Annotated in this window: 24 protein-coding genes; 14 read left to right on the plus strand and 10 right to left on the minus strand. The window is 66.4% G+C overall.

Translation table 11 applies throughout. From position 1 onward, the window contains the following. The first annotated feature begins 105 nt into the window (after positions 1–105). A complete protein-coding gene (locus F6X53_RS15800; protein WP_151001156.1) occupies positions 106–1,113 on the plus strand; it encodes a DUF808 domain-containing protein in 1,008 nt (335 codons plus the stop codon). Between the two features lie 54 nt (positions 1,114–1,167). Here F6X53_RS15800 and F6X53_RS15805 read toward each other — a convergent pair whose 3' ends face one another. Further along, entirely contained in the window at positions 1,168–1,416 is a 249-nt protein-coding gene (locus F6X53_RS15805) for a hypothetical protein (protein ID WP_151001157.1), read from the minus strand. A gap of 447 nt (positions 1,417–1,863) precedes the next feature. Here F6X53_RS15805 and F6X53_RS15810 point away from each other — a divergent pair, with 447 nt between their 5' ends. From F6X53_RS15810 to F6X53_RS32410, 3 genes are all read left to right on the plus strand, one after another. Further along, positions 1,864–2,055 (plus strand): hypothetical protein, encoded by a 192-nt coding sequence (locus F6X53_RS15810; protein WP_151001158.1) that lies wholly within the window; start codon positions 1,864–1,866, stop codon positions 2,053–2,055. A gap of 396 nt (positions 2,056–2,451) precedes the next feature. Then, on the plus strand, positions 2,452–2,655 hold the full coding sequence (locus F6X53_RS15815; protein WP_151001159.1) for a hypothetical protein: 204 nt from the start codon (positions 2,452–2,454) through the stop codon (positions 2,653–2,655). A 30-nt stretch (positions 2,656–2,685) separates the two neighbouring features. Then, entirely contained in the window at positions 2,686–2,835 is a 150-nt protein-coding gene (locus F6X53_RS32410) for a hypothetical protein (RefSeq protein ID WP_191970854.1), read from the plus strand. Between the two features lie 6 nt (positions 2,836–2,841). Here F6X53_RS32410 and F6X53_RS15820 read toward each other — a convergent pair whose 3' ends face one another. The 4 genes from F6X53_RS15820 to F6X53_RS15835 form a co-directional block, all read right to left on the minus strand. After that, complete coding sequence (locus F6X53_RS15820; protein WP_238295931.1) at positions 2,842–5,244, minus strand: hypothetical protein; 2,403 nt, start codon at positions 5,242–5,244, stop codon at positions 2,842–2,844. Between the two features lie 75 nt (positions 5,245–5,319). Continuing rightward, a complete protein-coding gene (locus F6X53_RS15825) occupies positions 5,320–5,742 on the minus strand; it encodes a hypothetical protein (protein ID WP_151001160.1) in 423 nt (140 codons plus the stop codon). Next, a complete protein-coding gene (locus F6X53_RS15830) occupies positions 5,739–7,781 on the minus strand; it encodes a peroxidase family protein (RefSeq protein ID WP_210386385.1) in 2,043 nt (680 codons plus the stop codon). Before F6X53_RS15830 ends, F6X53_RS15825 begins: the two co-directional genes overlap by 4 nt. Positions 7,782–8,146: 365 nt before the next feature. Further along, positions 8,147–8,482 carry a hypothetical protein gene (locus F6X53_RS15835; protein WP_191970855.1) on the minus strand — a complete coding sequence of 112 codons (336 nt, stop codon included), beginning with the start codon at positions 8,480–8,482 and terminating at the stop codon, positions 8,147–8,149. A 395-nt stretch (positions 8,483–8,877) separates the two neighbouring features. On the opposite strand from F6X53_RS15835, the gene F6X53_RS15840 reads away from it, so the two are divergent. Next, complete coding sequence (locus F6X53_RS15840) at positions 8,878–11,925, plus strand: ATP-binding protein (RefSeq protein WP_191970856.1); 3,048 nt, start codon at positions 8,878–8,880, stop codon at positions 11,923–11,925. Positions 11,926–12,025: 100 nt separating this feature from the next. Next, complete coding sequence (locus F6X53_RS15845) at positions 12,026–13,369, plus strand: oxidoreductase (RefSeq protein ID WP_151001163.1); 1,344 nt, start codon at positions 12,026–12,028, stop codon at positions 13,367–13,369. A gap of 21 nt (positions 13,370–13,390) precedes the next feature. On the opposite strand, the gene F6X53_RS15850 is transcribed toward F6X53_RS15845, so the two are convergent. Then, positions 13,391–14,311: a LysR family transcriptional regulator gene (locus tag F6X53_RS15850; protein ID WP_151001164.1), complete on the minus strand. Its 921-nt coding sequence runs from the start codon at positions 14,309–14,311 to the stop codon at positions 13,391–13,393. A gap of 418 nt (positions 14,312–14,729) precedes the next feature. Here F6X53_RS15850 and F6X53_RS15855 point away from each other — a divergent pair, with 418 nt between their 5' ends. From F6X53_RS15855 to F6X53_RS15880, 6 genes are all read left to right on the plus strand, one after another. Further along, entirely contained in the window at positions 14,730–15,050 is a 321-nt protein-coding gene (locus tag F6X53_RS15855) for a hypothetical protein (protein WP_151001165.1), read from the plus strand. Then, positions 15,050–15,298 carry a hypothetical protein gene (locus F6X53_RS15860; protein WP_151001166.1) on the plus strand — a complete coding sequence of 83 codons (249 nt, stop codon included), beginning with the start codon at positions 15,050–15,052 and terminating at the stop codon, positions 15,296–15,298. Before F6X53_RS15855 ends, F6X53_RS15860 begins: the two co-directional genes overlap by 1 nt. 68 nt (positions 15,299–15,366) lie before the next feature. After that, entirely contained in the window at positions 15,367–15,786 is a 420-nt protein-coding gene (locus F6X53_RS15865; RefSeq protein WP_151001167.1) for a DUF5681 domain-containing protein, read from the plus strand. Then, entirely contained in the window at positions 15,783–15,989 is a 207-nt protein-coding gene (locus tag F6X53_RS15870; protein WP_151001168.1) for a hypothetical protein, read from the plus strand. Before F6X53_RS15865 ends, F6X53_RS15870 begins: the two co-directional genes overlap by 4 nt. After that, entirely contained in the window at positions 15,986–16,282 is a 297-nt protein-coding gene (locus F6X53_RS15875) for a hypothetical protein (RefSeq protein ID WP_151001169.1), read from the plus strand. The genes F6X53_RS15870 and F6X53_RS15875 overlap by 4 nt, the downstream gene beginning before the upstream one ends. Before the next feature lie 28 nt (positions 16,283–16,310). Further along, the gene (locus F6X53_RS15880) at positions 16,311–16,643 is read left to right on the plus strand and encodes a hypothetical protein (protein WP_151001170.1); all 333 of its coding nucleotides are present in this window, start codon (positions 16,311–16,313) and stop codon (positions 16,641–16,643) included. A 993-nt stretch (positions 16,644–17,636) separates the two neighbouring features. On the opposite strand, the gene F6X53_RS15885 is transcribed toward F6X53_RS15880, so the two are convergent. From F6X53_RS15885 to F6X53_RS32415, 3 genes are all read right to left on the minus strand, one after another. Further along, positions 17,637–19,079 carry a sensor domain-containing diguanylate cyclase gene (locus F6X53_RS15885; protein WP_191970857.1) on the minus strand — a complete coding sequence of 481 codons (1,443 nt, stop codon included), beginning with the start codon at positions 19,077–19,079 and terminating at the stop codon, positions 17,637–17,639. A 378-nt stretch (positions 19,080–19,457) separates the two neighbouring features. Beyond that, complete coding sequence (locus F6X53_RS15890) at positions 19,458–20,315, minus strand: EAL domain-containing protein (protein ID WP_151001172.1); 858 nt, start codon at positions 20,313–20,315, stop codon at positions 19,458–19,460. Between the two features lie 848 nt (positions 20,316–21,163). Beyond that, positions 21,164–21,526, minus strand: a complete 363-nt coding sequence (locus tag F6X53_RS32415) for a helix-turn-helix domain-containing protein (RefSeq protein ID WP_191970858.1) — start codon at positions 21,524–21,526, stop codon at positions 21,164–21,166. A 336-nt stretch (positions 21,527–21,862) separates the two neighbouring features. Here F6X53_RS32415 and F6X53_RS15900 point away from each other — a divergent pair, with 336 nt between their 5' ends. Next, positions 21,863–22,159, plus strand: coding sequence for a helix-turn-helix domain-containing protein (locus F6X53_RS15900; protein WP_151001173.1), 297 nt, complete (start codon positions 21,863–21,865; stop codon positions 22,157–22,159). Positions 22,160–22,176: 17 nt separating this feature from the next. On the opposite strand, the gene F6X53_RS33190 is transcribed toward F6X53_RS15900, so the two are convergent. After that, a complete protein-coding gene (locus F6X53_RS33190; RefSeq protein ID WP_151001174.1) occupies positions 22,177–22,602 on the minus strand; it encodes a hypothetical protein in 426 nt (141 codons plus the stop codon). Positions 22,603–22,914: 312 nt separating this feature from the next. Here F6X53_RS33190 and F6X53_RS15910 point away from each other — a divergent pair, with 312 nt between their 5' ends. Further along, entirely contained in the window at positions 22,915–25,161 is a 2,247-nt protein-coding gene (locus F6X53_RS15910; RefSeq protein WP_151001175.1) for a TonB-dependent siderophore receptor, read from the plus strand. Positions 25,162–25,176 lie beyond the last annotated feature (15 nt).

The following is a 25,176-nucleotide window of genomic DNA, read 5'->3' on the forward strand; positions in this document are numbered from 1 at the left end:
CGTCTTCCCTCCAGGCAAAGCTTGCGCGCGAGGACCGGCCGGGAGGCCGGCCCCGCGCGAATGGCAGCGTTGGGCGGCACGTCTGGGCCGCAGGAGGGATGTCCCGTGAGCATCGGATTGATCGCGCTCCTCGACGACGTCGCGGCCCTCGCCAAGATGGCGGCGGCCTCCCTCGACGACGTCGCCGGGCAGGCGGCCCGGGCGGGAGCGAAGGCGGCGGGTGTCGTCATCGACGATGCCGCCGTCACCCCGCGCTACGTGGTGGGCTTCGCCGCCGAGCGTGAATTGCCGATCGTCGGCCGGATCGCGGTCGGGTCGCTGCGCAACAAGCTGCTGTTCCTGCTGCCGGGCGCCCTCGCGCTTGGAGCCCTGGCGCCCTGGGCCATCACCCCGCTCCTCATGCTCGGGGGCGCCTATCTCTGCTACGAGGGCACCGAGAAGGTCTACGAGGCCCTCGTGCCGCATCAGGCTCATGCGCAGGCGGCGAGCGGCGCGGCCGGGGCGGGCAACGACCGGGCGCTCGAGGACCGCAGGGTCGCGAGCGCGATCAAGACCGACTTCATCCTCTCGGCCGAGATCATGGCCATCACCCTGGCGGCGGTTCCGGAGGGCGGGTTCTGGACCAAGGCGACCGTGCTCGCGGTCGTGGCGATCGGGATCACCGTCGCGGTCTATGGCGGCGTGGCCCTGATCGTGAAGGCCGACGATGCCGGCGTCGCCATGGCGCGGAGCACCGCCCCCGCCGCCCTCGGCAGCCTGATTCGCGGGTTTGGCCGTGCCCTGGTGAAGGGCATGCCGGCTTTCCTCAAGCTCCTCGCGGTCGTCGGGACGGCGGCGATGATCTGGGTCGGCGGCGGCATCCTGGTGCACGGCCTCGAGACCTACGGGATGCCCTGGCTCGGCCATGCCATCCACGATGCGGGCGCATGGGCGAACGGCACATGGGCTTCGGGCGCGCTGACGCCCGCCGGCGGCCTCGTCGCGTGGCTCGTGACGGCGGCGGGCTCGGGCCTCGTCGGCCTCGTGGTCGGCGGCCTGCTGATCCCGGTGACGAGCTACCTGCTCGTGCCGGCCTGGAAGGGCGTTTCGCAACTGCGCATGAAGGCCGCCTGACCCGCGCCGGCCGTGTTTGCCTAAGGGCGCGTCCCGGGATCGCGGCGCCGCGGCTCAGGCGGCCGCGCCGACGCTCGCCCGAGGGTCCAGGGCGCTGACGATCTGCGTCTGCTCCTCCAGGAAGAAGGCGTGCATGGCGCTGTAGAAGCGGTGCATGGAGCGGCAAGCCTCGTACACCGAATCATCCGTCTCCCCCGTCGCGAGCCTCAGGTATTCCTCGGCCTTGATCGTCGAGATTCGAGCGCCATCGGCGCATTCGGCAAGAGCTTTTCGGATTTGCGGCGGATATTCATGACCGGCCATAGCGCGGTGTGACATGCAGCGTTTCGCTCCCGATCGACTTTGAGTGTCTTGACCAGTCGATAGTCCGATTTTCGATTGGAGGACGGCTCAGCCCGAAATATCCCGCCGGCTCACTTCGCGCCTAACTAGCAATCCAAGCCAGCAAGAAAGCGAAAACGAACTGCAGCAATATCAATGATAAACCCAGGCTAATTTGAGTTATAGATCCAGGCATTCACTGCCAAGCCCCAGCAAATCGCGCGGATTCATACTCCATAAACCAGCACCATTACTAGATCCGGTGCGATCCCGTACCGCTCCAGGGAGCCTTCCGGGACGCCGCCTCACGCGGACGGCCTCGGCCGGGCGGCGTGGACGCCGCGCCCCTTGGGCCACGGTCCCGCGGATCGATTCGGCGCCCGGCCGCGTTGTCGTGCGTTCAGGGTCGCGGACTGAAGGAGCATGCCGGTGGCGCTCGTCATTCTCGCCGAGATCAACGGCCGTCCGCTCTCCGAGGCGTATGAATCCGTCGGGGAAGTTTTGAGGCGGGCACGCGTGCTGCGTGCAACCACGCAGAACCTGCAGACCCGCGATTCCGACGGGAAGCGCTACACGCCGGAAGACTTCGCCAGGAGCCTGCAAGTGGCGGCAACCCGTTAGGCAAGGGCAGGACAACCCGCCGCTCCGGGCGCGGCTGGGTTGGACGATACTCGCGCGCTCCGTCCTGGGCGCTCCCTCCCCCATGATCGGCGCCACGTCGGGAGCCGTGCAGGCCGGGGCTGACCTGCGGCGCGGCAAGCCCGAAAGATCAATCCCGTGCAGATCGGGGCAATGTACGGACCGCGACGCTTCCACGAATACGATCGGTACGGAAGCGTCTTGCTGATCAGCTTACGAGTATCGGCGCGAATATCGGTCGAATTTCATTAACCGAATGAGCCTTAGCTGCGGCCACTCAAGCCGGGGACGTTCGAGACTGTCAGGACGGGAGCATGCCCGTCGACGCTCTGCCGATGAGGTTTGCCGATGCAAGGATCTCCGCCTTCGCGCGGTGTCGTGATCAGTCTCGCGGGCTGGTCGGAACGCCATCGCCGCCGTGTTCCCTCACGCCGTGACATCGAAGAGGTGCTGGTCCGGTGCGCGTTCGGTGAGGAATTGCTGTTTGCGGGCCTCTGCGACGTCCCGATGCCGGGCGGCGAGATCCAGAAGCGCCTGGAGCGAACGACCGATGCGCTGATGGCGCTCCTGAACGCCCCCTGAGCCGCCCGCCCATATCGAGGTGCCGCCGTGATGCCTGCCGAAACCCTGCTGCTCGCCGTATCCCTGCTGAGCTCGGGCCTCATGGCCATCCGAGGATTGAGCACGCGGCCCTACGACCTCTTCCTGATGGGCATCTCGGCCGCCAGCACGGGTCCGCTGGTGCTGCTCGGCCTGCGCTGAAGGCCATCACGGCGCGTCGAGGACGAGCTTGAGGGCCTCGAACCGGGCGATGTTCTCGGGGTGGCAGAGCTGCCGATCGAGGTAGCCCTGGACGGCGCCGGACAGCCACCAGCTCATGGAGAGGTTCGCCATCGGTTGCGCCGCCGGGTCGATCGTGCCCGCCGGGCCCCGGAACGAGCAGGGCTCGCCCGGCCCCAGCATCGGAACCCGGTCGTAGACCCGGAAGGTCAGCGTCAGGAAGGCGTGGCTTGCCCGGTAGGCGGCCTCGGCGGCGTGGCCGTTCCGGGTGCGGACGAGGGCCGCCAGCGGCGCCGTCAGGCCATCGTGCCAGGTGGCCGGCGGCGGGGCCGGCAGGGATGCGTCCAGGGCGTCGCCCCGCACCGCCGCCTCCGGGTTGTTGGTGATGTGGAGGATGATCGGCTTCAGGGCGAAGGCCGCGAGGGCCTGCGCCAGCTCGCGGGCGGTGGTCAGACCGTCATTCTCGAAATAGCCGCCATCGACCAGGAGATCGCGCAAAGCGCGGTTCTGGCTGTCGCGGATGGCCGCCTGGGGCGAGATGACGGGAAAGCGCGCGCTCGCGACCGCGGCGGTCGAGAGCCGGACGCCCGTGCCGACCGCCACCGGCCCGGTCTCGCAGGTGCCGTTCCGGCGCGCGATCGTCTCGTACAGGTCGAAGGCCACCGGAAAGTGCCGGTTCGTCGTGCCGTCGCGGCAGTCAAAGGGCTGCAGATCCGAGAGGATCGACCGCCGCCCCTCCGCGACCGAGGTGGTGTTGAGGAGGAGCAGCGGCGTCCAGCCGGCGCCGGGAGCAGGCAGGCTCGGCCCGCCGGGCCGACCCCCACCGAGGACCTGGCCGAGACCCGAGCCGGGCTCGCCCGTTTGGCCCCGCGCGATGAGGTCGTAGCGGCGTTCCAGGGCCTGTTCGAGCAGCACGGCACGGTCATGCGCCACGACGAAGCCGAACAGATCCCGGAAGGCGAGGCCGATGAAGGCCGGAGAGAGGAAGTCGCCGGCGGCAAGCGTCTGCAGGCAGGTCTTCCAGGTGAGCGCCCGCTTGTCCGGCCCGCTGCCGTAATCCTCGGCGGGCCCGAACCAGCGGTTATCGAGCCTGGCGCAGGGCGGGCGCCCGGCCGGGCCCGGCTCGGCCAGCAGGCTGCGGATCATCACGGCGCCGACCGCCCCGCCGGACACGCCCGAGAAGGCGAAGAGCCGGTCGCGGACGGGGGCCGGGCCGGCGTCGAGGAGTTCGCCCATGATGGTCGCGGTGAAGAAGGCCGCGCGGCTGGCGCCCCCGGCGCTGGCCACGATCACCGGGTGGGCGTTGCACGCCGCCGGGCCGGCCGCCGCCGGGCAGTTCACCGCCATCCAGGCCGCCACGGCCTCTGCGAGCGCGACCTGCCGCGGGCCGGCCGCGACGATCTCGGTTCGAAGATCGTGGAAATGCCGCGACAGGCCCGTCGCGGCGATCAGGCCGGCGAAGACCAGCGCGACGACGGGCACGCGCCACTGGTGCGAGAGCGCGGAGAGGAAGGACAGGATCGAGACGGGAAGGGCCAGCATCATCACCACGAAGGGGGCCCGCGAGACCCACTCGGCGAGCGTCAGCGGCGCGCTGATCGCGACGATCCAGGCGAGCGCCTGCGCGGCGAGGAGGCCGAGCGCCACGCCGTCCAGGCGGATGCGCCAGTGCTGCCCGGCGGCCCGCGCGGCGCGTCCGCCCGCCGTGGCGAGCGCGGCGAACCAGAAGGCGGTGGGCTCGGTCAGGAGCGTGGTGGAACGTCCCGTGATGGCGTCCTGCAGATCCTCGCCGAGGGGCTGCCCGGCACCGCGCGAGACGCGGCGGAGGACGTGGCGGCGGAGCAGGACGTAGGCGAGATAGAGCGCGCAGCAGGCGGCCGTCGGCCAGAGCAGGACGATCGGGTCGCGCAGCCCGAAGGCGTCCCGGATCGGCTGGATGTCGCGGTGCGCGCCCCAGATCCCAATCCCGAGCGCCACGAGGCAGAGCAGGCCGAGGAGGCGGGGAATCCAGGTCGCCGGCACGGCGTAGCGGTGGCGCAGGTCGAGGAGGCGGATCTCGCTCAAGGGAAGCTGCGCGCCGCGCGCGCCCCAGGCCTGCTGCTCCAGGACCTTCCGGGCGGCGAAGTGGACGATCATGGCCCAGAGCAGGGCGAGCCCGAACAGGCCGACCCAGTAGGCGACGTAGCTCTGGGATTCCATGAAGAGGTCGCGGGCCGGCTCGGCAAGCGAGAACAGCGCGATCCCGAGCCCGGCGCTGAGGGCCGGGATGCGGCAGACCCACAGCACCCGGAGCCAGCGCAGCACCCCGCTCCAGGCAAACCACCAGAGCGCGACGAGCCCCAGTCCGGCCGCGAGCGCGGCCAATCCTTGCGCGAACCCTGCCGACTGCATCTCAGCACCCTCCGGGCGACGGTGATCCGGGCGAGATCCGCCTCGCCCCGCGCCCCGGTCGAGGCCGACCGGCGGTCAGGGGCAGCTCATCAGTTCCGCCCGGAAGAGCTGAAAATACAAGACCGCGAGGGCGAGGCTCAGTCCCCCCTGGACCAGGGCGAGCAACGCAAACCCGCCGCCCAGGAAAAGGCAGAGCACGCAGAGGACGAGGCGACCGAGGAGGCCGGCGAGGTTGCCCCAGCGGCGGCCGACCGGGTCCGACAGCCCGGGAAGCTGCAGGCCGGCCGCCAGGAGCAGCAGCCCACCCAACGCCTGGATCCAGCCCGTGGCCGAGCCGGCCTCGAGGCCGAGAAGCGAGGCCGTCGAGGCCGGCTCCGCGAGGGCTGCGGCGCCGCAGAGGGCATCGAGCGTCAGCACCAGGAGAAAGAGGCGCTGGAAGTCCCATCGGCGGGACAGGGCTTGCGCGCGCGTCCAGGCGAGGCTCAGTGTCTTGTTCACCGGGATCCTCCGACAAACGGGGCTTCGCGCGGGTTGGACGGGGCCCCGGTTCCGGCCTCTCCCTTTCGCCAGGGGAAGAACACGTTGCGGGCGTCCGCAAAGGCGGAATGCAGCGCCGGGCAGTGCCGCTCCAGCACCGTGCGCAGCGAGTTGTCCTGCACCCAGGCGAAGCCGGCCGGCGTGTAGATCTCGGGCCGGAAATCCTCGGTGTAGAAGCGGTCGCTCTTCAGGCGCCGCGAGGCCATCAGGATGAAGATCCGGAAGGCCGTGTCGGAGAAGCCGAAGCCCGGCGGCGAGCCGTAGCGGGCAGACCGGCTCTCGGCCAGGGTGCCGATCAGGAGGTCGACCTTCTCGATGTCGCCGCCATAGACCTCGTGCAGCTGCGCCTGCCAGACCGGGTCGTCGGTGAGTTCGGCGAAGGTCCTCGGCACGTGCGCGTCGATGTGGCGCCGGAAGGCGCAGTAGCGCGGCACGCCGCGCTCCCGGTCGCGCAGGATGTCGATCGCCGCCATGTCGAAGTAGACGCCGCTCGCGTCCAAACGGTCGAGTCGGCGCAGCCCGTTCGGGTAATTGTGCAGCACCAGCGCACCGGGCTTGGCGGTGGCGAGCGAGTAGACCACGTCGTCGAAGGCGACGCGGTCGTGAACCTCTCTGGCCTGTCCGCCCGCCACCTTGGCGAGATCGCGCCGCAGGAGCTCCACGTCGTCGGCGTGGCGCCGGAACGAGAACGCGTCCGGCATCAGCGAGTGCATCCGGTAGACGGCGGCGAATTCCTCCGTCATCGCGTAGGGGGCGGCGTGGTGCTCGGCCGGAGAGCCCGGGATGCCTGAGAGGATCTCGCCCGTCCCGACCCGCCCGAAGGCGCGGCGGTACTGCTCGCCGAGAAGGCCCCAGAAGTTGCCGCGCATCACCATGCGGCCCTCCGGCGAGTTCATCAGCGCCGGCGTCCACTCCACGGTGTGGATCTTCGCCGTGAGCGCGGCATTCACGAGCCGCGCCTTCTGGAACAGCCACTCCCCGGAGCCGTCCGGATAGGCGGCCCGCAGGTGATCCACGATGGCATTGTGCTCGCGCGCGAACAGCGTGTGCAGCACGGACAGGCCAATCCACCAATTGCCGTTGACGCCGGCGAGTTCGAGGTTCTCGTCCGGCTTGCCCCGGGCGGTCCGGTGCGCGAGCGGCAACAAGCCCTCGCGGGTGAGGCCGAGGGTTCCGTCCGTCAGAAATCGGCCGGTCTCCGGGTCGGTGCGGACGGCGCGCTGCCGTTCGAGCGAGGAGCCGTAGATCTGCGAGCCGTCCCACCAGCTGGTCTCGACATTGGCGTAGGCCTCGGGCCGGCCCCGGTCCGCGGCGGATCGGCGGTCCGGCTTGGTCGGCAGAACGGTCATCCGCCCCTCGGGCCAATCATCGCCGGGCGGCAGCGGGATCTCGTGCGGCGCGGCGGTCTTGTCGCCCGATTCGTGGCTCAGCCAATCGTGCACCATGAACTGGATCCAGGCCGCGGCGAGGACATTCAGGTACGGGACTTCCTGGAACGCGCCGCGCGCGAGCAGCCGGTTGCTGATCAGGCGCGGGCTCGGCTCGAACAGCGTCGGAGGCGCTTCCCCGAAGGTCTGATCGAGCGGCATGTTGCGGCCGAAGCGGGCGCCCGCCATGCCCATCCAGGGTTTCGCGAGGTCGTTGAAGCTCCCATCAGCCGTCCGCGCCGCGCGAACATCGAGCCCGGCGGGGTCGGGCGCGGGCGGCGGCACGGTCTGGGTGTCGGTGAGATTGCGGACCCGCATCAGGGTGCGATGACCGACGACCATCGGGACCGCGATCAGGAACGGCCAGCGGTGCCAGGCCTGGATCCGGCTGGCGCGCAGGGTCAGCCAGCCGACGAGCCGCTCGGTGGCCGGGATCCGAACCGGCTGCGGAGCGGGCGCGCTCGGGCGGGCGCGCCCGGCCGAAGCGGAACCGATGTCACGCGGCTCCGAGGGCGGCGGGTCCGATTGCGGAAGCGGACCGCCAAGATCGAGGGATTCGACCGCACCTTTCACGATCAGCGTCCTCCGTCAAAGCTCCGATGACGCCGAGATCGGATCATGCGAAGCACCGGACCGGGCTCGGCACGCCTCCACCGGCCAGACCACCGATTTCCCCTGCCGAGATCGCGCCGTCGGCGAACGATCCGACGCATTTCCTTGCGCAGGCGCAGCCCGGAGACGCGGGTAGCGGGTCTCCCGGAATCCTTCTGTGATGTTGATCACAGTCGGGCCGATCCCGGGAGGGTACGCGACGTCGTCGATCTCCGAAGGCCGACACCGGTCCGGCTGGCATCCCGCTCCTCCTCGGCCGGCCGGGCCGGCTTTCCGATGCGCGGCCTGCACCGGCCGAAGCGCCGGACCAACCCCGAACGCCGCCCCTATCCGGGCAGTCCGGATCTCCGCCGGGCCTTGGCCCGTCTGCGGGCGCGCAGCCACAGCAGGAACGACCACTCGCGACGCCTCACCGGCGCCCGGCTCGCGCAGGGGAGCGCGACGGCGTTCCGGACCAGCGCATCGCGATACGCCGCGATCATCCGGTGGATCCGCTTCATCGCGGCGATCAGGTCGGCCGAGGTTTGCCGCACGCTGTCGCAGGGCTCGTCCCGGTGGAGCTGGAGAAGGCGCGCCTCGGCGTCGCGGAGCAATCGCGTGGCTTCGTCGTAACAACGGTCGACCTCGGCGAGGTCGGGACGGCGCATCTGTGCCAGGCTCATGCCGGCCTCGTCCGAATCGGGAGGATCGGCATCCTTCACAGAGGGCAGCATCGGGTTCTGTGAGGTAGATCACACTCGGGCGAAACCGCCGGCGGCGATCCGGCCGGCTCGTCGCCGGAAGAACCCCTCCAGATCAGGCGATGACTAGACTGTCCGGGACCGTACCAAGTCCCTCTAAGAGCAGTCCATGCATTCGGCGCGTCACGCCTGTTCAACGCCCGACATATGAGCTTCTTAATACCGGCGCTCAGCGCTATGTTGCCGCCGGACATTGGGGGTCACTTGGGCGGATGCGCTCAGGTTGCGCACGCTTCCGGCCACGCGATGGCCGATTCGGCGGTGTGTGGCGTCAGGACGACCGAGGGGGCAAGGTCTTGGAACGACAAAGCCGCCGAATGATCGAGTCGGGCATCTCGCTTCGGGGCGAACGCCGGGAACTGACGATCCTCTTCAGCGATCTCGTGGGTTTCACGAAATTGTCGGCGTCGCTCGATCCGGAGGATCTGAACGAGGTCATCGGGGCCTTCGAGCAGCTCTGCCGGCGCGCGCTCCGGCGCTTCGACGGCCATCTCGAAGGCTTTCACGGCGATTGCGTGCTGGCCTTCTTCGGGTATCCGGCCATCCGGGGCGACGAGGCCGCGCGCGCGGTCATGGCCGCCCTGGCGATCCACGAGGGCTTCGAGACGCAGCGCTTCCCGCAGGCCGGCATCGTCAAGGTCCATTCCGGCATCGCGACCGGCGTCACGGCGGTCTTCCTGGAGGATGGCACCCCCCGGTTCGTCGGGGAACCCGTCAACCTCGCGGCCCGCCTGCAGAAGATGGCCGGGCCGGGCGAGATCCTGATCTCCGAGCCAACGCGCGCGCTCGCGGGCGAGGCCATCGAGACCCAGCATCGCGGCGAACGATTCATCAAGGGCGTGTCCGACAAGCGGCCGATCTGGCGTGCCGTGCGGCCCGTGCAGGATTCCCTCAAGCCCAAGCCGATCGCCCGCGGCCAGACCGCCCTGATCGGCCGCGAGCCGGAGCTTCGCGTCCTCGCGGAATGCTGGCGGCAATGCCTGGAAGGCAAAGGCCAGAGGGTCGTCGTCTCCGGAGAGCCCGGGATCGGCAAGTCCCGCCTCGTGCGGCAATTCTGCGATGCGCTGAGCCCCGCGCCGCGGATCATCAATCTCCGCTGCGACCCGCGTCACGCCAGCACGGCCTTCCACCCGTTCACGGAGTTCCTGCGCGCGCTCCCGCGCCGGGACCGCGAGGCCCATCCCGATGCGCCCGAACGCGTTCAGGCCCTGCTCGCCCTGATCTCCGGGGAGGACGGCGCGGCTCTGCCTTCCGCCTCGACAAGGGGCAGCCCAGCCTTGGCCGGAGCCCAAACCGACGATCCTGCGGCGATCCGGCGAGCCATCCTCGATCAGCTGACTGCCTTCGCGACCGGCATCGCGGCGCGCGGACCCACCCTGATCGTGCTGGAGGACGCGCACTGGATCGATCCGAGCTCCCGCGAATTCCTGAACGATCTCGGCGGCTCGCTCCAGGACAGCCGCACCCTGCTTCTGATCACCAGCCGGCATCCGGCGCGGCAGGAGGGCCGGGCCGTGCGCGAGACGGTTCTTGCGCTGAACCGCCTCAGCGACGACGACGCCACCCGGATGCTGGGCTTCCTGCTCACCCAACACCAGAACGTCCCGAGCCTGACCCGCGAGATCTGCGCCAGGGCGAGCGGCCTGCCGCTCTTCATCGAGCAGGTGGCCCTCGCGGTGAATCAGGAGAGCGGGACGCAGGCGAACGGCAAGGGGCGTTGCGCCGACCCCGCGCAGGTTCTCACGCGCATGCCGCGAAGCGTCCAGGAACTGGTGCTGATCGGTCTCGACCAGACGGCCTCGGCCAAGAAGATCGCGCAGATCGCCTCGGTCATCGGCAACGAGTTCGACCTCGAAACGCTGCAGCGCCTCGTGGCCGCCCCCCCGCAGGCGCTGCGCCGCGCGATCTCGCTCCTCCAGACCTCGGGGCTCATCAAGCCCCTGTCCGCGCCCGATCGCTTCGCGTTCCACCACGCCCTCGTCCGGGAGGCGGCGTATGACAGCCTGCTGAGGAAGGACCGGATCGCGCTCCACCGGCGCGTCGCGGAGATTCTCCAGCGTGGCGAGGCGTCCGGCGCGCAGGCGGGCCCGGCGGTCGCCGCCTACCATTACACCGAGGCCGGTCTCATCGAGGAGGCCGCCAGGAGCCGCATCGCCGCGGCCGGGCACGCCCTCGAGTGTGCGGCGAATTTCGAGGTCATCGCGCATGCCTCCGAGGCTTTGGCCCTGCTGGAGCGGCAACCGGCCCGGACGCGGGAGACGCGGCTCGAACTCGCCGCGCAGCTCCTGCTCGGCACCGCCCTCTGGTCGGTCGAAGGCTTCGCCTCCACCGAGGTCGAGAAGGCGTTCAAGCGCGCGCAGGTGCTGGCGGAACGCTGCGGGGACGCCCAGCAGCTCCTGGTCGCCTATCGCGGCCTGTTCGGATGTTTCTACGCGCGCGGCAGGCTCGAGCGCGCGGCCCAGAAGGCCGACAAGGTCAAGGCCCTCGCCGAGGGCCTGCGCGAGCGAAGCGCCCATTGCATCGGGCACCTGTGCGCGGGCCAGACCGCGCTCTGGCGCGGGCGCCTGATCGAGTCCCAGACGCAACTCGAATTGTCGCTCCTCGAATACGACGAGGTCGATCAGCGGCGCCGGCTCCTGTCGTTCCAGATCGATCCCGCCGTCAATGCCGGTCTGCATCTGAGCTGGGGCCTGTGGCTCCAGGGCAATCCGGCCCAGGCGAAAACCTGCTCCGACGCCGCGCTGAGCGCGGCGCGGGAGTTCGGCCAACCCTTCGGGCTCGCCATGGCGCTGTTCTGGAAGGCCGTGCTGCACACCTGGCTCGCGGAGCGCGGGGTCGCGCGCGAGCTTCGGCGCGAACTCTGCGAGATCGCCGCCAAGCACACGATCTCCTATCTCAGCGCGCCGGCCACCATCCTGGAGGGCGAGGACCGGATCGATCGGGGCGACCACCAGCACGGCATCCAACTGGTGACGTCGGGCCTGCGCGCGTTCCAGTCCCGGAGAGGCGGCCTCGGCATGCCCTGGTCGATGTCGATCATCGCCGAGGGCTGCCTGCGCGGCGGCCAGATCGAGGCGGGCACCCGGGCGATCGCGACGGCGCTGTCCGCGGTGCGGAGCAATCAGGAGCGCTACTGGGAGGCGGAACTGCACCGCCTGAATGCCGAACTGATCTTCGCAAGGCCGGTGATCGACCAGAGGGCGCTGTCGCGGAGCCTGTCCCGCGCCTTCGCGGTCGCCCGATCGCAGAACGCTCTGTCCCTGCAATGGCGGATCGAGCAATCCGTGAGCCGGATGTGCGCGAACCACGATCGAGACCTGCCCGTGTTCCAGACCATCGGGAGGACGGCGCGGATCTCCGAATGAATCGCCCGGGCGGCTTTGGGCGGAGGCCCGCTCCGGGGACCTGCCCCCCACCTGTCGCCGTCACGCGTGATCGCCCGCCATCCTGCCTGGAGCTGCGCCGATGATCTTCGAGCCGCGCACCATCAAGAACGTCACGTTCCGCAACCGCGTGCTGCGCTCCTCGGTCGGCGGGCGGATGGCGGCGTATGACGGGACCGTCACGCATGTCTGGCGCAACTTCGAGCGGACCTTCGCGGAGGGCGGCGTCGGCGGGATCATCTCGACGACGTTCAGCACCAACCGGCGGCGGCAGACCCCGTTCGAGTACCCCTCCCTGTCCGAGCAGCGCTTCGTCGCGCCCCTGCGTGAGCACGTCGCCGCGATCAGGGAGGGCGGATGCCCCTACATCATCCAGATCGGGGATCCGGGTGCGGCCACCCAGCTGAGCCTCTTCGGGGAGAGCGCGGACGCGATGTCGTCCTCCTCCGGGTTCGAGTTCCTCTACGGCTACCGCAACCGCCGGGTCCCGATGAGCCCCGACGAGATCCGCACGGTGATTGGCGAGTTCGCGGATGCCGCCGCCCGCGCGCGCGAGGCCGGCGCCGACGGCGTCGAGATCACGGCCGAGAAGGGCTACCTAATCCACCAGTTCCTCAATCCCGGGCTCAACCGGAGGACGGATGCCTGGGGCGGGAGCGCCGATCGCCGGTTCCGCCTCCTCGAGGAGATCGTCACCGCGGTCAGGAGGGCCGTCGGTCCCGATTACCTGCTCGGTGTCCGGCTCGCCGCGCGCGACTTCAATTACCTGCCTTACGCGAACTTCCTGCTCAGATTTCCCTGGGCGTTCCCGTTGCGCCACCATGTCTACGGCAACGACCTGAAGACGACGCTGGCCTACGGGAAGCGCCTGAAGGCACTCGGGGTGGACCTCCTGCACGTGGTGACGGGCACGGGGTTCCCGGGGCCCAAGGGCAATCCGGGCGCCTTCCCGTTGCGGGAAATCAAGCTGTTCTACAACGCCACCCGGCATCTCGGGACAAAGGCCGCCCTGCGCGCGAGCCTGCTCAACCTCGTGCCCGAGCGGATCGCCCTGCCGCTCCTCTCCATCGGCTGGCGCGAGGCGGCCGGCGTCAGCCTTGAGGAGGCGGAGGCGTTCAGGAATGAGGTCGAACTGCCGGTCATCACCAATGGTGGCTATCAGAGCCGGTCGAACATCGAGCTGGGGCTTGCCCGATGCGACTTCGTCTCGATGGCGCGGGCCCTCATCGCGACGCCGGATCTCCTCGACCGGTACCGCGACGGGGCGGGCGAACCGGCAGAACCCTGCACCTTCTGCAACCGATGCTGTGCCCGCTCGGCGACGAGCCCGCTCGGATGCTACGAGCCGAAGCGGTACGGGGGCGACCTGGACCGGATGGTTCGGGAGATCATGGCCTACAACAATCCGGTGCGAGCGCGGCCCTGAGGCCGCTCGACGCTGCGCCGATCAATCGCCGTTCGGTCTGGCCCAGGGTGCGGCCGAGAGGGCCTGCGCCAGGAAGGCGATGAGGGCGGTGACGCGGGCGGGGCGCGGCTCGCCGGGCGGCATGACGAGGTGCAGGGCGATCGGCGGCAAGGCCCAGTCGGGCAGCACGCGCTCGAGCCGGCCGGCCTTCAGGTCCTCCCAGATCAGGAAATCGGGCTGGACCGCCAGACCGAAGCCCGCCCGCAGGGCGGGCGCCAGCGCGTCGGCATTGTTGGCCCGCATCGGGCCCGACGGCACCACCGCGGCCTCCAGGCCGGCGGCGTTCGTGAAGCGCCAGCGGTCCGGCGTCGGCAGGTAGGCGTAGCCGAGGCAGGCGTGACGCGCGAGGTCGTCCGGATGCCCGGGGCGGCCGTGCCGATCGAGGTAGGCCGGCGTCGCCACCAGGGAACGGCGGATCGCGCAGAGCCGGCGGGCACGCAAGGAAGAATCCGGCAGCGCCGCGATCCGCAGGCCGATATCGAAGCCCCCTCCGATGAGGTCGACCACCGCGTCGCTCAGGTGCAGATCGACCGATACGGACGGGTATTGGCGCAGGAAATCCGGCAGGCGCGGGGCGACGTGCATCACCCCGAACGACATCGGGGCAGCGAGCCGCACCAGGCCCCGCGGCTCCGAGGCCCCGGCGGTCGCCTCCGCCTCGGCCGCCTCGCCCTCGGAGAGGATGCGCGCGGCGCCGTCCTTGGCTGCCTGCCCGGCCTCCGTCAGGGCGAGCTTGCGCGAGGTCCTGTGGAACAGGCGGGCCCCGATTCGCGCCTCCAAACGGCCGACGGCCTTCGACACCGTCCCCTTCGACAGGCCGAGATCGGACGCGGCCCGGCCGAACGAGCCGGTCTCCACCACCTTGGCGAAGATCGCCCAGGCCTCGAAATCGGGTAGGCGCATGAACTCGCATCCGGAAACGACGATGGTTCCTCGTTTCCGGTTTTTCGCCGCGTGGCAAGCCGCGCGGTCATGCCCGGGCAAACGCGCCCCAGTTGAGCGGCGCCCCGAGTCGGATGACATCCGGGGCGCAGCGCGTGGCGCAGTGTTGGCTCAAGGGGCGTCCGGTTTGCGGCGGAGCAGTCCATCCCATGCGGCAAAAAGAAATCCCGCACCGGTGTCCCGGGTGCGGGATGAAAACCTCAAGACCGACTGATTTCAGTGGGCTGGAAATCGAATGGTGCCCAGGAAAGGGGCACGCACGATGAGGAAAATCAATGACTTACTTGAGAGTGGGACAATGGATCTTCCCACGCAATCATTATGCTTTCTTCAGGACTGTCCCACCGCTTTGCCTTGGTTCAACGCTGCGGGGCGCAACATGAGCTCACCTCTCCCGCCCGAGCAAGATCCCGAAGCGGTGGAGGCCGCCATGCTGAAACTCGCCCGCGCCGCGGCGGCTACAGGGTGTCGGGCCTTCACCACGTCGCCCAAGGCGCCCGACCCTGTGCCGACGACGAACCTCGGATGGCTCATCACGGCCCCCGTCGAGATGGCTCTCATGCAGGCCGAGTTCGCTCTCATGATCCATCACGCCCGCCTCGTTGGCGTCGAGAACGCCGGCAAGGCACGGAAGCGCATCAACGCGGCCATCTTCGCGGAATTCGACCGCCCCACTCTTGAGGCAGGAGCCACGCAGTAGTGGACTTCACCGATATGACGCCCCGCGAGCGAGCCGCCTTCCGCGCCGGCATCGAGACTATGAGACAGATGGCTCTTGCCGCCGCGATCACTCTTGAGGTTCGAGACGACGCCCGAGAGCTTCGACAACAGGCTGCCGTGGCTGCTCTTCAAGGCCTTGCGGAGGGTGCCGCTGCGCTATTCGCCAAGACGCCCGCCAGCACCACATCAGAAATCGACTGCGGATTTGAACCCCTGATTTCTGCCTGATCTTTACAGGTATCCGTACGGCAGTAGCTACATAGTGTGCTATAGCTGTTGCGACGTAGGATCGTAGGATGAAAGCGACCACAACAAGCTTCCAGCCGGGTCAGAGCGGCAACCCGAATGGGCGTCCGAAAGGCGTCCGCAATCGCGCGACCATAGCCCTTGAGGCGATCCTTGCCGGCGACGCCGAGGACATCACGCGCAAGGTGGTCGAGTTGGCGAAGGAAGGCGACCCGCAAGCTCTGCGCATGTGCCTCGACAGGCTGATCCCGGTTCGGAAGGATCGGCCCGTGTTGTTCGATCTGCCGGCCATCGCGACGACAGCGGATCTGCCCAAGGCAACCAACGCCCTGTTGCAGGCCGTCGCCTCGGGCGAACTCACCCCCTCGGAGGCCGCCGACATCGGCAAGTCCGTGGACGCGCATGTTCGGGCCATCGAGGCGACCGACCTGCACGAACGCCTATCGCGGTTGGAGGCCGCAGCACGATGATCATCAGCACCCTAGAACGCCGCCTGCGCCGCATTGAGGAGCAGCGCAGTCCGGCCGCGCCCCTGCAGGGCATCGCCATCCTCGTGAACAGTATCGAAGAGGCCCCGCCCCTGATCGCGGAGAAGGAGGCCGGCGGCACCTACAAGCCCGGCTGGCCCCTAATCATCATCACGGGCCGACCGACTACAGGGGTCCAGCCGTGAGCCGCGCTATCGGGAGCCGCCTCGCCAAGCTCGAACAGGGCCGGCAGGAGCGCCAAGAGACCCATGAGGAGCGGCTGGAGCGGATAGCGCATCTCCCACCTATGACGGCCGCCGAGAGTGCCGAACTGGATACGAGGATTGAAGCCGAGGCCATTGCGGAATTCGGCTCCCTCGAAGCCGCCGCTGCCGCAGCCCGCGAGAAGGCCGCGCGAACGGGCAACCTGCTCGACAAGGTGATTGCCTTTGACCTGGAACACCGCGCCGAAACCGGAGGCCTCCATGCGCACTCATGAGACACGGCTCAGGAAGTTGGAGGCGTTGATGACCCCACCCTCAAGAGGCGCACCGATCCTCTTCGTCTTCGGCCGCGATTTGGACGACGCCGCAGCCCGAGCCGAGGCCGAGAAGCAGGCCGGCAGGGTCCCGCAGGGCCAGTACGGTCATTGCGTGATCTGGCGAGGGCCCGGCCCGATCCCGGCACCGAAGTGGACGACGGAGACCACGAGCCTCACCAAGGAGGAGTGGGAGGATTGGACTGCTACCGCCCTGGTTCAGATCGGAGCGGAGCCGAAGCCGCGAGGCGATCCGAAAGCGTTCGAGGACTTCGTCGACCTTCTTGAGGTGCTGAGAGCTGCCGTCAAAGAGGCAGCTTGATCGCCCATGGGTTTGGATCCTCAGTGCCCTTTTGTCGGTCCGCTCATCGGACAATCTGGGATCTGAACCATCATCCGAGTCGAGCGGATCGCTGTCAAAGTTTCCGCAGCGCGAGGCGTCGCAATTGCCTCAGCTTCGAGATCGGCGAGAGCCTCCAGCAAATGTTTCCGGCCGTCAGCATCTCTCGGGTAGGGTTGGTCCGCCAGAAGCAGGACCAACCTACTCATAAGCGGGCAATCAAATCGCTGAAGTGACAAGCCCATCTTCTTGCTCCGCGCTCGTTCAGAGCACGTAACGATGTGTCATCCGTTCCGTCACTCACTCATGTCAACTTTTTCGACTGACACGCCTAGAAACCTCCTTGGATCTGCGCGGGCTATGGCTTGGGATGTGGCCCCTGGAAAAGATCACCCATCCCCCTTCGCCGAAACAGAGTGAGCCGACGCCTACGCCGGTGCTCCTGCCGGTCATGTAGCATGTGGCAATGCTGACAGAAGGCGGCGAGCTTGGCGTCTGAGTTGTTCGAAGTGTCGTGACCCGATCCCAGCCCCGAAGTGGGCGACCGAGACCACCATTTTCACAGACGGGTAATGGGAGGACTGGACCGCCGCCATCATCAGGAAGGCTGGCTCGGAGCCGCGCCCAAGGGGTGACAAGGAGGCATAGAAGGACTTCTTGGACCATCTTGAAAGCCTGAGGGCTATCGTAGCCAAAGATGCCGCCTGAACCTCGCCTGTGCCGAGGAGCGTGGCGTTTATCGGGCAGGTAGCAGGCTGCCCGTGTATGCCACGCTGACCCGACGTCGGGCTGCGAGAGGCGCACAGGGCAAGGATCAAGCGAAATCGACAGGGCCGCCTCGTGAGCGGGAGCGCCTTGCTGGCTCAACCTCGATCAGTCGCTGACCAGGAGTAGCGGGCGAGTACTAGGGGATAGATATCAGCCACTGATCGAACTCTGTGTTACCTGCTCTGCTGCTTCCTGGGTCATCCCGCTTTATTGAGGAGCCGAAGCGAGCCGCAGGTGCGATGCACCTCGACTAGTGACACCGACCCGGTTGCGACCGAGACGCTTGGCCTCGTAGAGAGCCTTGTCCGCGGCTGCAACCAGTGCGTGGGGATCGGCAGCGGCTGTCAGTGGGATCTGCGCTAGACCACCGCTGACCGTGAGCACGCCGTGCGGGTTTGCCGCATGCGGCTCCTTCCAGCCTGAGACAGCCTCGCGGATGCGGTTCGCGACAATCTCAGCAGCCGTCGCGTCGGTGTCCGGCAGGATAACGGCGAACTCCTCCCCACCAATTCGGCAGGCAATGTCGTGACTTGGATCGGTCGCGGCCTCAATCGAGCGGGCAATCAGCTTCAACGCCTCGTCACCTCTCTGATGCCCGTAGCGGTCGTTGAAGCCCTTGAAGCAGTCGGCATCGAGGATGAGCAACGACAGTGGCTGTCGCGTCCGTACGGATCGCCGCCATTCGCGGGCCAAGGCCTCATCAAAGCGGCGACGGTTGAACAGGCCAGTCAGGGCATCCGTCGTCGCAAGCCGCTTAAGCTCAAGGTTGAGCGCCGCTGTTGCCTCCTCAGCACGACGACGTTGCGTCAGCTCGCGTCCGAACAGCCATGTCAGCAGCATCGTCACCGCACACAGGCAGAGCACGACGCTGCCCAGACCAAGCGCCTTCCGCTGCCAGTCCGCATAGATCTCGGCCGGCGGCACTGCGGTGCTGAGCTGCAGGGGATAGTCGCCGATGTGCATGAACACGAACTGGCGGTCTCCTTGCCCGACCATGGCAGGGCCGAGGAAGCTGCCGCTCTTGGTTTTCAGGATCTCCCGGTAGCTGGCGGTATCGGCCACGCTGATGCCGATCTGACGCGGGTCGAAAGGTTCGCGCATCGCTATCGATCCACCAGGGCCGTACAAGGTGACGGTCCCGGCATGCTCTGCGCCAGCTGCGGTGAAGAGGCCGCGGAAGTAGTCGAGAAAGATCGCTCCTGCAGCGACACCCGCGAACGAGCCGTCCGGGTTCGAGATGCGGCGGCTGAGCATGATCACCGGTTGCCCACTCAGGCGCGAAATGGAGGGTGGGCTGACATGCAATTCGTCGTCGGCGTGCGCAGCGAAGTAGCGGAAGTACTCCCTGTCGGCACTGTTAAAGGTCGGCGGCGTGACTGATTGCGAGGAGGTAATCACGTTACCGGTTGCGTCGAGCACGATGATGTTGCCGAAGCCGAGCGCGGTAGCGGCGCGGTCGAACAGGATCATGTGGCGCAGCTCAGGGTCGGCTTTCGCAACCTCGGACCGCTTCATGCCATCGACGACGGCGCGCAGGGAGAGATCGTAGAGTTCGATGTTGCGGGCGATGTCGCGCCCGAGCACCTGGACGAGGATGCGGGCGGCGATTTCAGCGCGTCGTGCTGCATCCAATCGCATCTGCCAGAGCATGAATGCGGACACGGCACACAGACCAACGATGGCCAGTAGGTTGAAGGCACTCAGCCAAATCGCGGAACGTGTCCACCGGAAGGATTGCCTCATGGTAGGAGGCGAAGACATCGTGAGTGCTCTCAGTTCCATCCCCGGAACAAACATTGCACCTTATTGATGAAGTTCTTATTCTGGAGACTGCGCGCAATTGATGTGTGATCTAAGTTAAGTGTTCATCAATTCCACGACAGCTTGCATGGCTGTTTTCCTTCCTCATCGGGCATGGGCGCGCCAAAAATGCAAGCGGCCGAAGAGATCTTCAAGCGTCTTGCCGGAACAGCATGCGTGTTCGCTTTCGCTGGCTCTCTACTCCATCGCGCGCATATGACATCGAGGTCAGAAGGCAGTGAGGTTCGCATCCATTGTTTGTCGTGTCGGGATGCGGTGAGCGGCCCCCTGCGCGATCTGCGGCTGGCTCTGTTGGATCAAGGCCAGTTCAGCAGAGAGAGGGGACTGTATGCCCGGAAGGCGGGCGATAGCTGGCTTCGCGAACAGATAGCCTTGAAAGAGCGAAATCCCGGTAGCTCGCAGCATCGTCAACTCAGTCTCAGTCTCAATGCCCTCTGCAATCACGGCAATGCCGAGGGCCCGGGCCATCGCACACAATCCGCCGACTATGATCCTGCGTCTCGACGAGGTCGCAATGCCGCGGATCAGCTCCATATCGATCTTGATGAAGTCGGGCTGGAAACTTGCCAGCAGGTTGAGCCCGGCATAGCCCGCGCCGAAATCGTCCAGGGCTGTTGAGAACCCCTGCTTACGGTACTCGGTGATGATGCGCTGAACGTGCGCTACATCTGTCATGCGCTCGTTCTCGGTGAACTCGAACATGATCTGGCTGTGCGCAAAGCCGACCCGGTGGGCCGCCTCAAGAGTGGCGCGGATGCAGGCGGCGGGCTCGTAGACCGCGTTCGGCATGAAGTTGATCGAGAGCTTCGTCTCGCCGTCGGCAGGAAACAGTGCGCCGGCAAGCTCAATGGCCTTCACGCGGCAGGCCTGATCGAATTTGTAGCGGTTCGTCTCGTCGACCATGCCGAGGATGTGGCCTGCGCCTTGTCCATCAATGCCCCGGACCAGAGCTTCATAGCCCCAGACAGTGCCCTGAGAGATGTCCACGATAGGGTGAAACGCCATGGTGAAGTCGAAGGGCAGTGCGTCGCCGCCCTTGCACCCGGCACAACCGACCTTGCTCATCGTGGCTTCCTCAGATCCCCCCGATGAGACGATCTCACGGCACTACTTTGCGCTTCGTGAAGATCGTTTGCGGCTGATGGGTGAGCGCTCCGATTAGCTGGTCGTGAACACCGTTGGGAGTTCGATGCGGTGCGGGGGCCTCCAGCGGCGCGCTGCGGTCACTCTTACGGATCGCTTCCTTGCCTTTGCACCCAGGGCGCTCTTGCAATCCAGGTTGAACCGTACGAGTTGGGATTTCCGTACGGTATCGGTCATATAAGACCGATATCTGGTCATTACTCGGATGGGACGGGCGGGCCGTTCTGGAAGCACAGGATTTATGTTCCTTCAGATCAGCGTGATTTTTTCTATTTTGTACGGCCAATCCATTGTCGTGCCGACAGTGTCTGGAGAGTGGCCTGAGGATTATGATAATATTTGTAGAGTTATTGAGGCAACGCACATCGATGCGGATAGAACCTTGATATATACAATTTGCATGCAAGACGAGGCAAGGTGTGGATACGAAAGTGGCCAACTTTGCGCAATGCGAGTTGGTAAAGAAACATTTGAAAAAAGTTGCGCCTGGGTACCAAAGAACCAGTGTAAATCTGGTAGTAAGCAGCGGCAGTTGCTGCATAACTAAGGATCAACGTGTGGTTCGCGTAAAAATGCTCCTTGTCTGCCGCTTGGAGCAGCCCGCAGTGTCGCCTTCGATCTTCAAATCACTCAAGGTCACTGTCGATTGACGAAGGTGTGCGTCTTACGTGATCAGCTAACCCGCGCAGACGCGGCGAGCGGTCTGAGGCATTACGTTGAAGTCGCGAGATAAGGGGTCTGCTCGTCCGCGTTGGGCATAGCTGCCTCGGTCAAGCGATCTCATCGGGACGTGCGGCACCTGATCTGTCATGAAAAAGGACGCCGAACTTTCCTTCGCTCTCGGAGATGAAGTCCAGGCCAGCCTCCTCAAGGGTTCCTCTCAACTCTGCAACGGCTTCCTGAGAAACGCAGCGGCCTCTGCCGTGCTCGAACGAGATAATTGCCGAGAGACCGACGCCTGAGACTTTGGCAAGGTGGCGCTGCGACCAGCTAAGAATAGCCCGCGCGGCCCGGCACTGCGCGCCGTTCATGGAGGGCAGCTCAGTCAGATTGACTGTCGTCCAGTTGGCCGTGTCACCGGGCACGTTCAGGAGGAGATCCCGACGGACCTCATCTTCAGCGAGGTAGGTCATAGGACACTCCCGCTTGTTGTAGAGCGGCCCTTCAAGAGCGCGACTTGGAGCTCCACATGATGCGGAGGCGTCCCAAGATCAGGTCATAAATGACCGAAATTTGCCCATAACGTCAACTTCGTTCACAGCCCTCTAGCGGCGTTCGGGCTTCCCTCATCGAGGAGGGTTAGTAACCACCCTCACGACTTGGAGGGTGATCAATGCCAGTGGCATTCCCCGATCCGCATGTGCCATGGAGTGGCCTTGATCGAGGCGAGCTGTGATGGGGAATGCGGCCGCCGCGCCGTTAGGCTCGCACCCGTCATAGACTGACGGGACAGAAGGTAGGAGACATGGATGGAAGCAGGCTGCAACGCGATCATTCTCACGGCCTGTCAGGTTCGCATGGCCCGTTCAGCCCAGCGCTGGAGCGTCGACGAACTGGCCGAGCGTTCAGGGGTCAGCGAGAAGACGATCCGCCGCATTGAGGCGGTCTATGGCGTGCCGCCAAACGTGACGGTTGAGACGCTCCTCAAGCTGCAGGGCTGCTTTGAGTCACATGGAATGACGTTCATCCCAGAGGACGGGAGCGCTGAAGGGCCGGGAGTGCGCTTTGGACGGTACCCTGGCCGCCAACTGCGAACGGGAGAATAGCACTCCTTGATCTCAAGCTAGGCGTACGGGCTCCGAAAGAGGTCTTCGAGGGCTTTCCTGCGGAACAGCGTCGCCCAGTGCCGCCGCCGGTGTTCGGGCCGGTCGTGAAGCATATGGCACCGCTGGCAGAAGGCGGCGAGGTTGGTGTCTGCGTTGTTTGAGGTGTCATGATCGCGGTGGGCAGCCGCCAACACCACCCTCGTCATGCGGACGCCAGCTACCTCCTCGGCAGTTGGCAGAACCCGAAGCGCCTTCCCCTGGCCATTGCGCCAGGCGCCCGCAGCGGCATCCCACCAGCGGCCATCTCCGAGATGTGGCACGCGCTGTCCATGCGGGCGCCCGCAGCCCTCACAGCAGCCCCCTGCCCTCCGGAACCGGATCACGGCTGAGAGCTGGGGCCAGTCGATGGGGTAAAAGAAGCGGTGCTCGCGCCGGATAGGCATGGCAGTCTCGGCTTAAGGAGCATCTACGAGCTTGGGCTTATGTAGCCCCGAGATGAGCGACAAAGCTGACGCAAATCAACGCGCCTGCTAAGCGACCAACATGCACCTCAATGCCCTTGAGCAGGGCCGCGTTCGCATCGTTGCAGAACCATCACACTGGCTGCTTCGCTAAAGATCACCCCTTGTTTACGGCCACGCTTGCCCGTAGCGAAAGTGAAGAAAAGCCAGCTATAACAGTAGTTTATTATTATTATAAACTACGACCCATCCACCTGATGGGTCGTTGCTGGCGCATGTTTCCGGGGCAGTGTCATGCGGGCGGTTCGGTCGGTCTTTTCTCGGCAGCAGTACGAGGCCATTGCAAAGATTGCGCTGGCAGGGGTGTCCTTTGCGAGCCTCACCGTCGCGGCCTTCGCTCAACAGGCCACATCGCCCGCGCGCGGCGTTGGTGTACCTTCAGCTCAGGGAAGCGTGCGGCTGGAGGAACTCACGGTTGAGGGCCAAGGTGGCAGTCCTGCTCGTGTTCTTGTAGCTCGCGAGGATCCGCGCGGGCCGATCGACGGCTTCGTCGCCAAGCGGACCCTCACATCGACCAAGACCGACACACCCCTGATCGAGACGCCGCAATCGATCAGCGTGATCGGGCGCCAGGAGATCGACGCGATCAAGCCGCAACAGATCGGCGAGATCATCAATTACTCGCCCGGTGTCTACGGCAACGCTTTCGGACCGGATACGCGCTTCGACTTCTTCCAGATCCGCGGCTTCACGGCGAGCGACACCGGCCTCTATCGGGACGGGCTGCAGCTCTTCAACTTCGGCTTCGGATCCTACAAGGTCGATCCCTTCGGCGTCGAGCGCATCGACATCCTGCGCGGCCCCGCCGCGGTGCTATTCGGCCAGGGCGGGCCGGGCGGCCTCATCAACATCGTCAGCAAGAAGCCCCCGCTCGATCCGCTGCGCTACATCGAGGTCGGCGGCGGCTCCTTCGGCCAGAAGTATCTCGGCTTCGACATCGGCGGCCCAGCCGATGCGGATGGGCACTGGTTCTTCCGGCTCACCGGCATCGGCCGCCAGGGCGGCACGCAGGTCGACAGGCTCGACGAGAACCGCGGCTACATCGCGCCGACCTTCACCTACAAGCCGGACGGGGCCACCACCTTCACCTTCCTGTCGAGCGTCCAGTACGACGACACGGGCCGCATCAACGCCTTCCTGCCGTACCAGGGTACCGTGCGCCCGGACGTGCTGGGTACGCGCATCCCGCGCAGCTACAACGTTCAGGATCCGGTCAACAACGTCTATCGCCGGACACAATTCAATCTCGGCTACGAGTTCGAGCACATCTTCGACGATACCTGGACGTTCCGGCAGAACCTGCGTTACGCCTATACCGAGTCCTACGACAACTCGTTCCAGATCCTCGGCTACGCCGACCCGCTGCAGACGCAGCTCTCGCGCTACCGCTTCCGCGCCACCTCGCGGGCCGGGCTGTTCAACGTCGACAACAACGCGGTCGCCCGCTTCGATGACGGCCTCTTCAAGCACACCTTCCTGGTCGGGCTCGATTACAAGAACTTCCAGCTGAACGACAATCAGGCGACGGGCGGCTTCGTCGGGCCCACGGTCGCGAACTTCAATCTGCTGGCGCCGAACTACGGCTCGCCGACGGTCGCGGCGGCGCCCTATCTCGTCAATTACAACGTCTTCCAGCAGACCGGCATCTACGCTCAGGATCAGATCAAGCTCACCCCCGAGCTGACCCTGGTGCTCTCGGGCCGCGGCGATTTCACCTCGAACGAGGTCAACAACCTGCTCGCCAGCACCGTCACGCGCCAGACCGCCAACGCCGGCACTCAGCGCTACGGCCTGATCTACAACTTCGATTTCGGGCTCGCGCCCTACGTCTCCTACGCGAGCTTCTTCAACCCGCAGGTCGGGACGAACTTCTTCAGCCAGCCCTTCAAGCCGACCACCGGCGACCAGTACGAGGTCGGCGTGAAGTATCAGCCGCCGGGCTTCGACGCCTTCCTGACGCTCGCCGCCTTCGACCTGACGCTGGCCAACTCGCTGACCATCGACCCGACCAACAACCTCAACCAGCTCCAGCTCGGCGAGACGCGCTCGCGCGGCTTCGAGGCGCAGTTCGTCGCGAACCTCACCCGGAACCTGAATGTCACCGCCTCGTTCACGAGCTTCAACATCGAGATCACCCGTGGCGATGTCGGCGTGATCGGCAGGGCGCCGACGGCCACGCCCGAGACCCTGGCGACCCTGTTCGCGGATTACACGATCCCGACGGGCCCCTGGGCGGGCTTCGGCTTCGGCGGCGGTGCGCGCTATGTCGGGCGCTCCTTCGCGGACGTGAACAACACGCTGACTGTGCCCGAGCGCGTCCTGTTCGACGCCGTGGTGCACTACAATTACGACAATTGGCGCCTCGCGGTGAATGCCCAGAACTTGGCCGACAAGCGCTTCGTCAGCAGCTGCCAGTCGACAAGCGCCTGCTTCTACGGCGAGGCGCGCCGCATCACTGCGAGCCTGAGCTACAAGTGGTGATGTGAGCCAAACCGA

The sequence above is a fragment of the Methylobacterium soli genome (assembly GCF_008806385.1).
GTDB lineage: Bacteria > Pseudomonadota > Alphaproteobacteria > Rhizobiales > Beijerinckiaceae > Methylobacterium > Methylobacterium soli.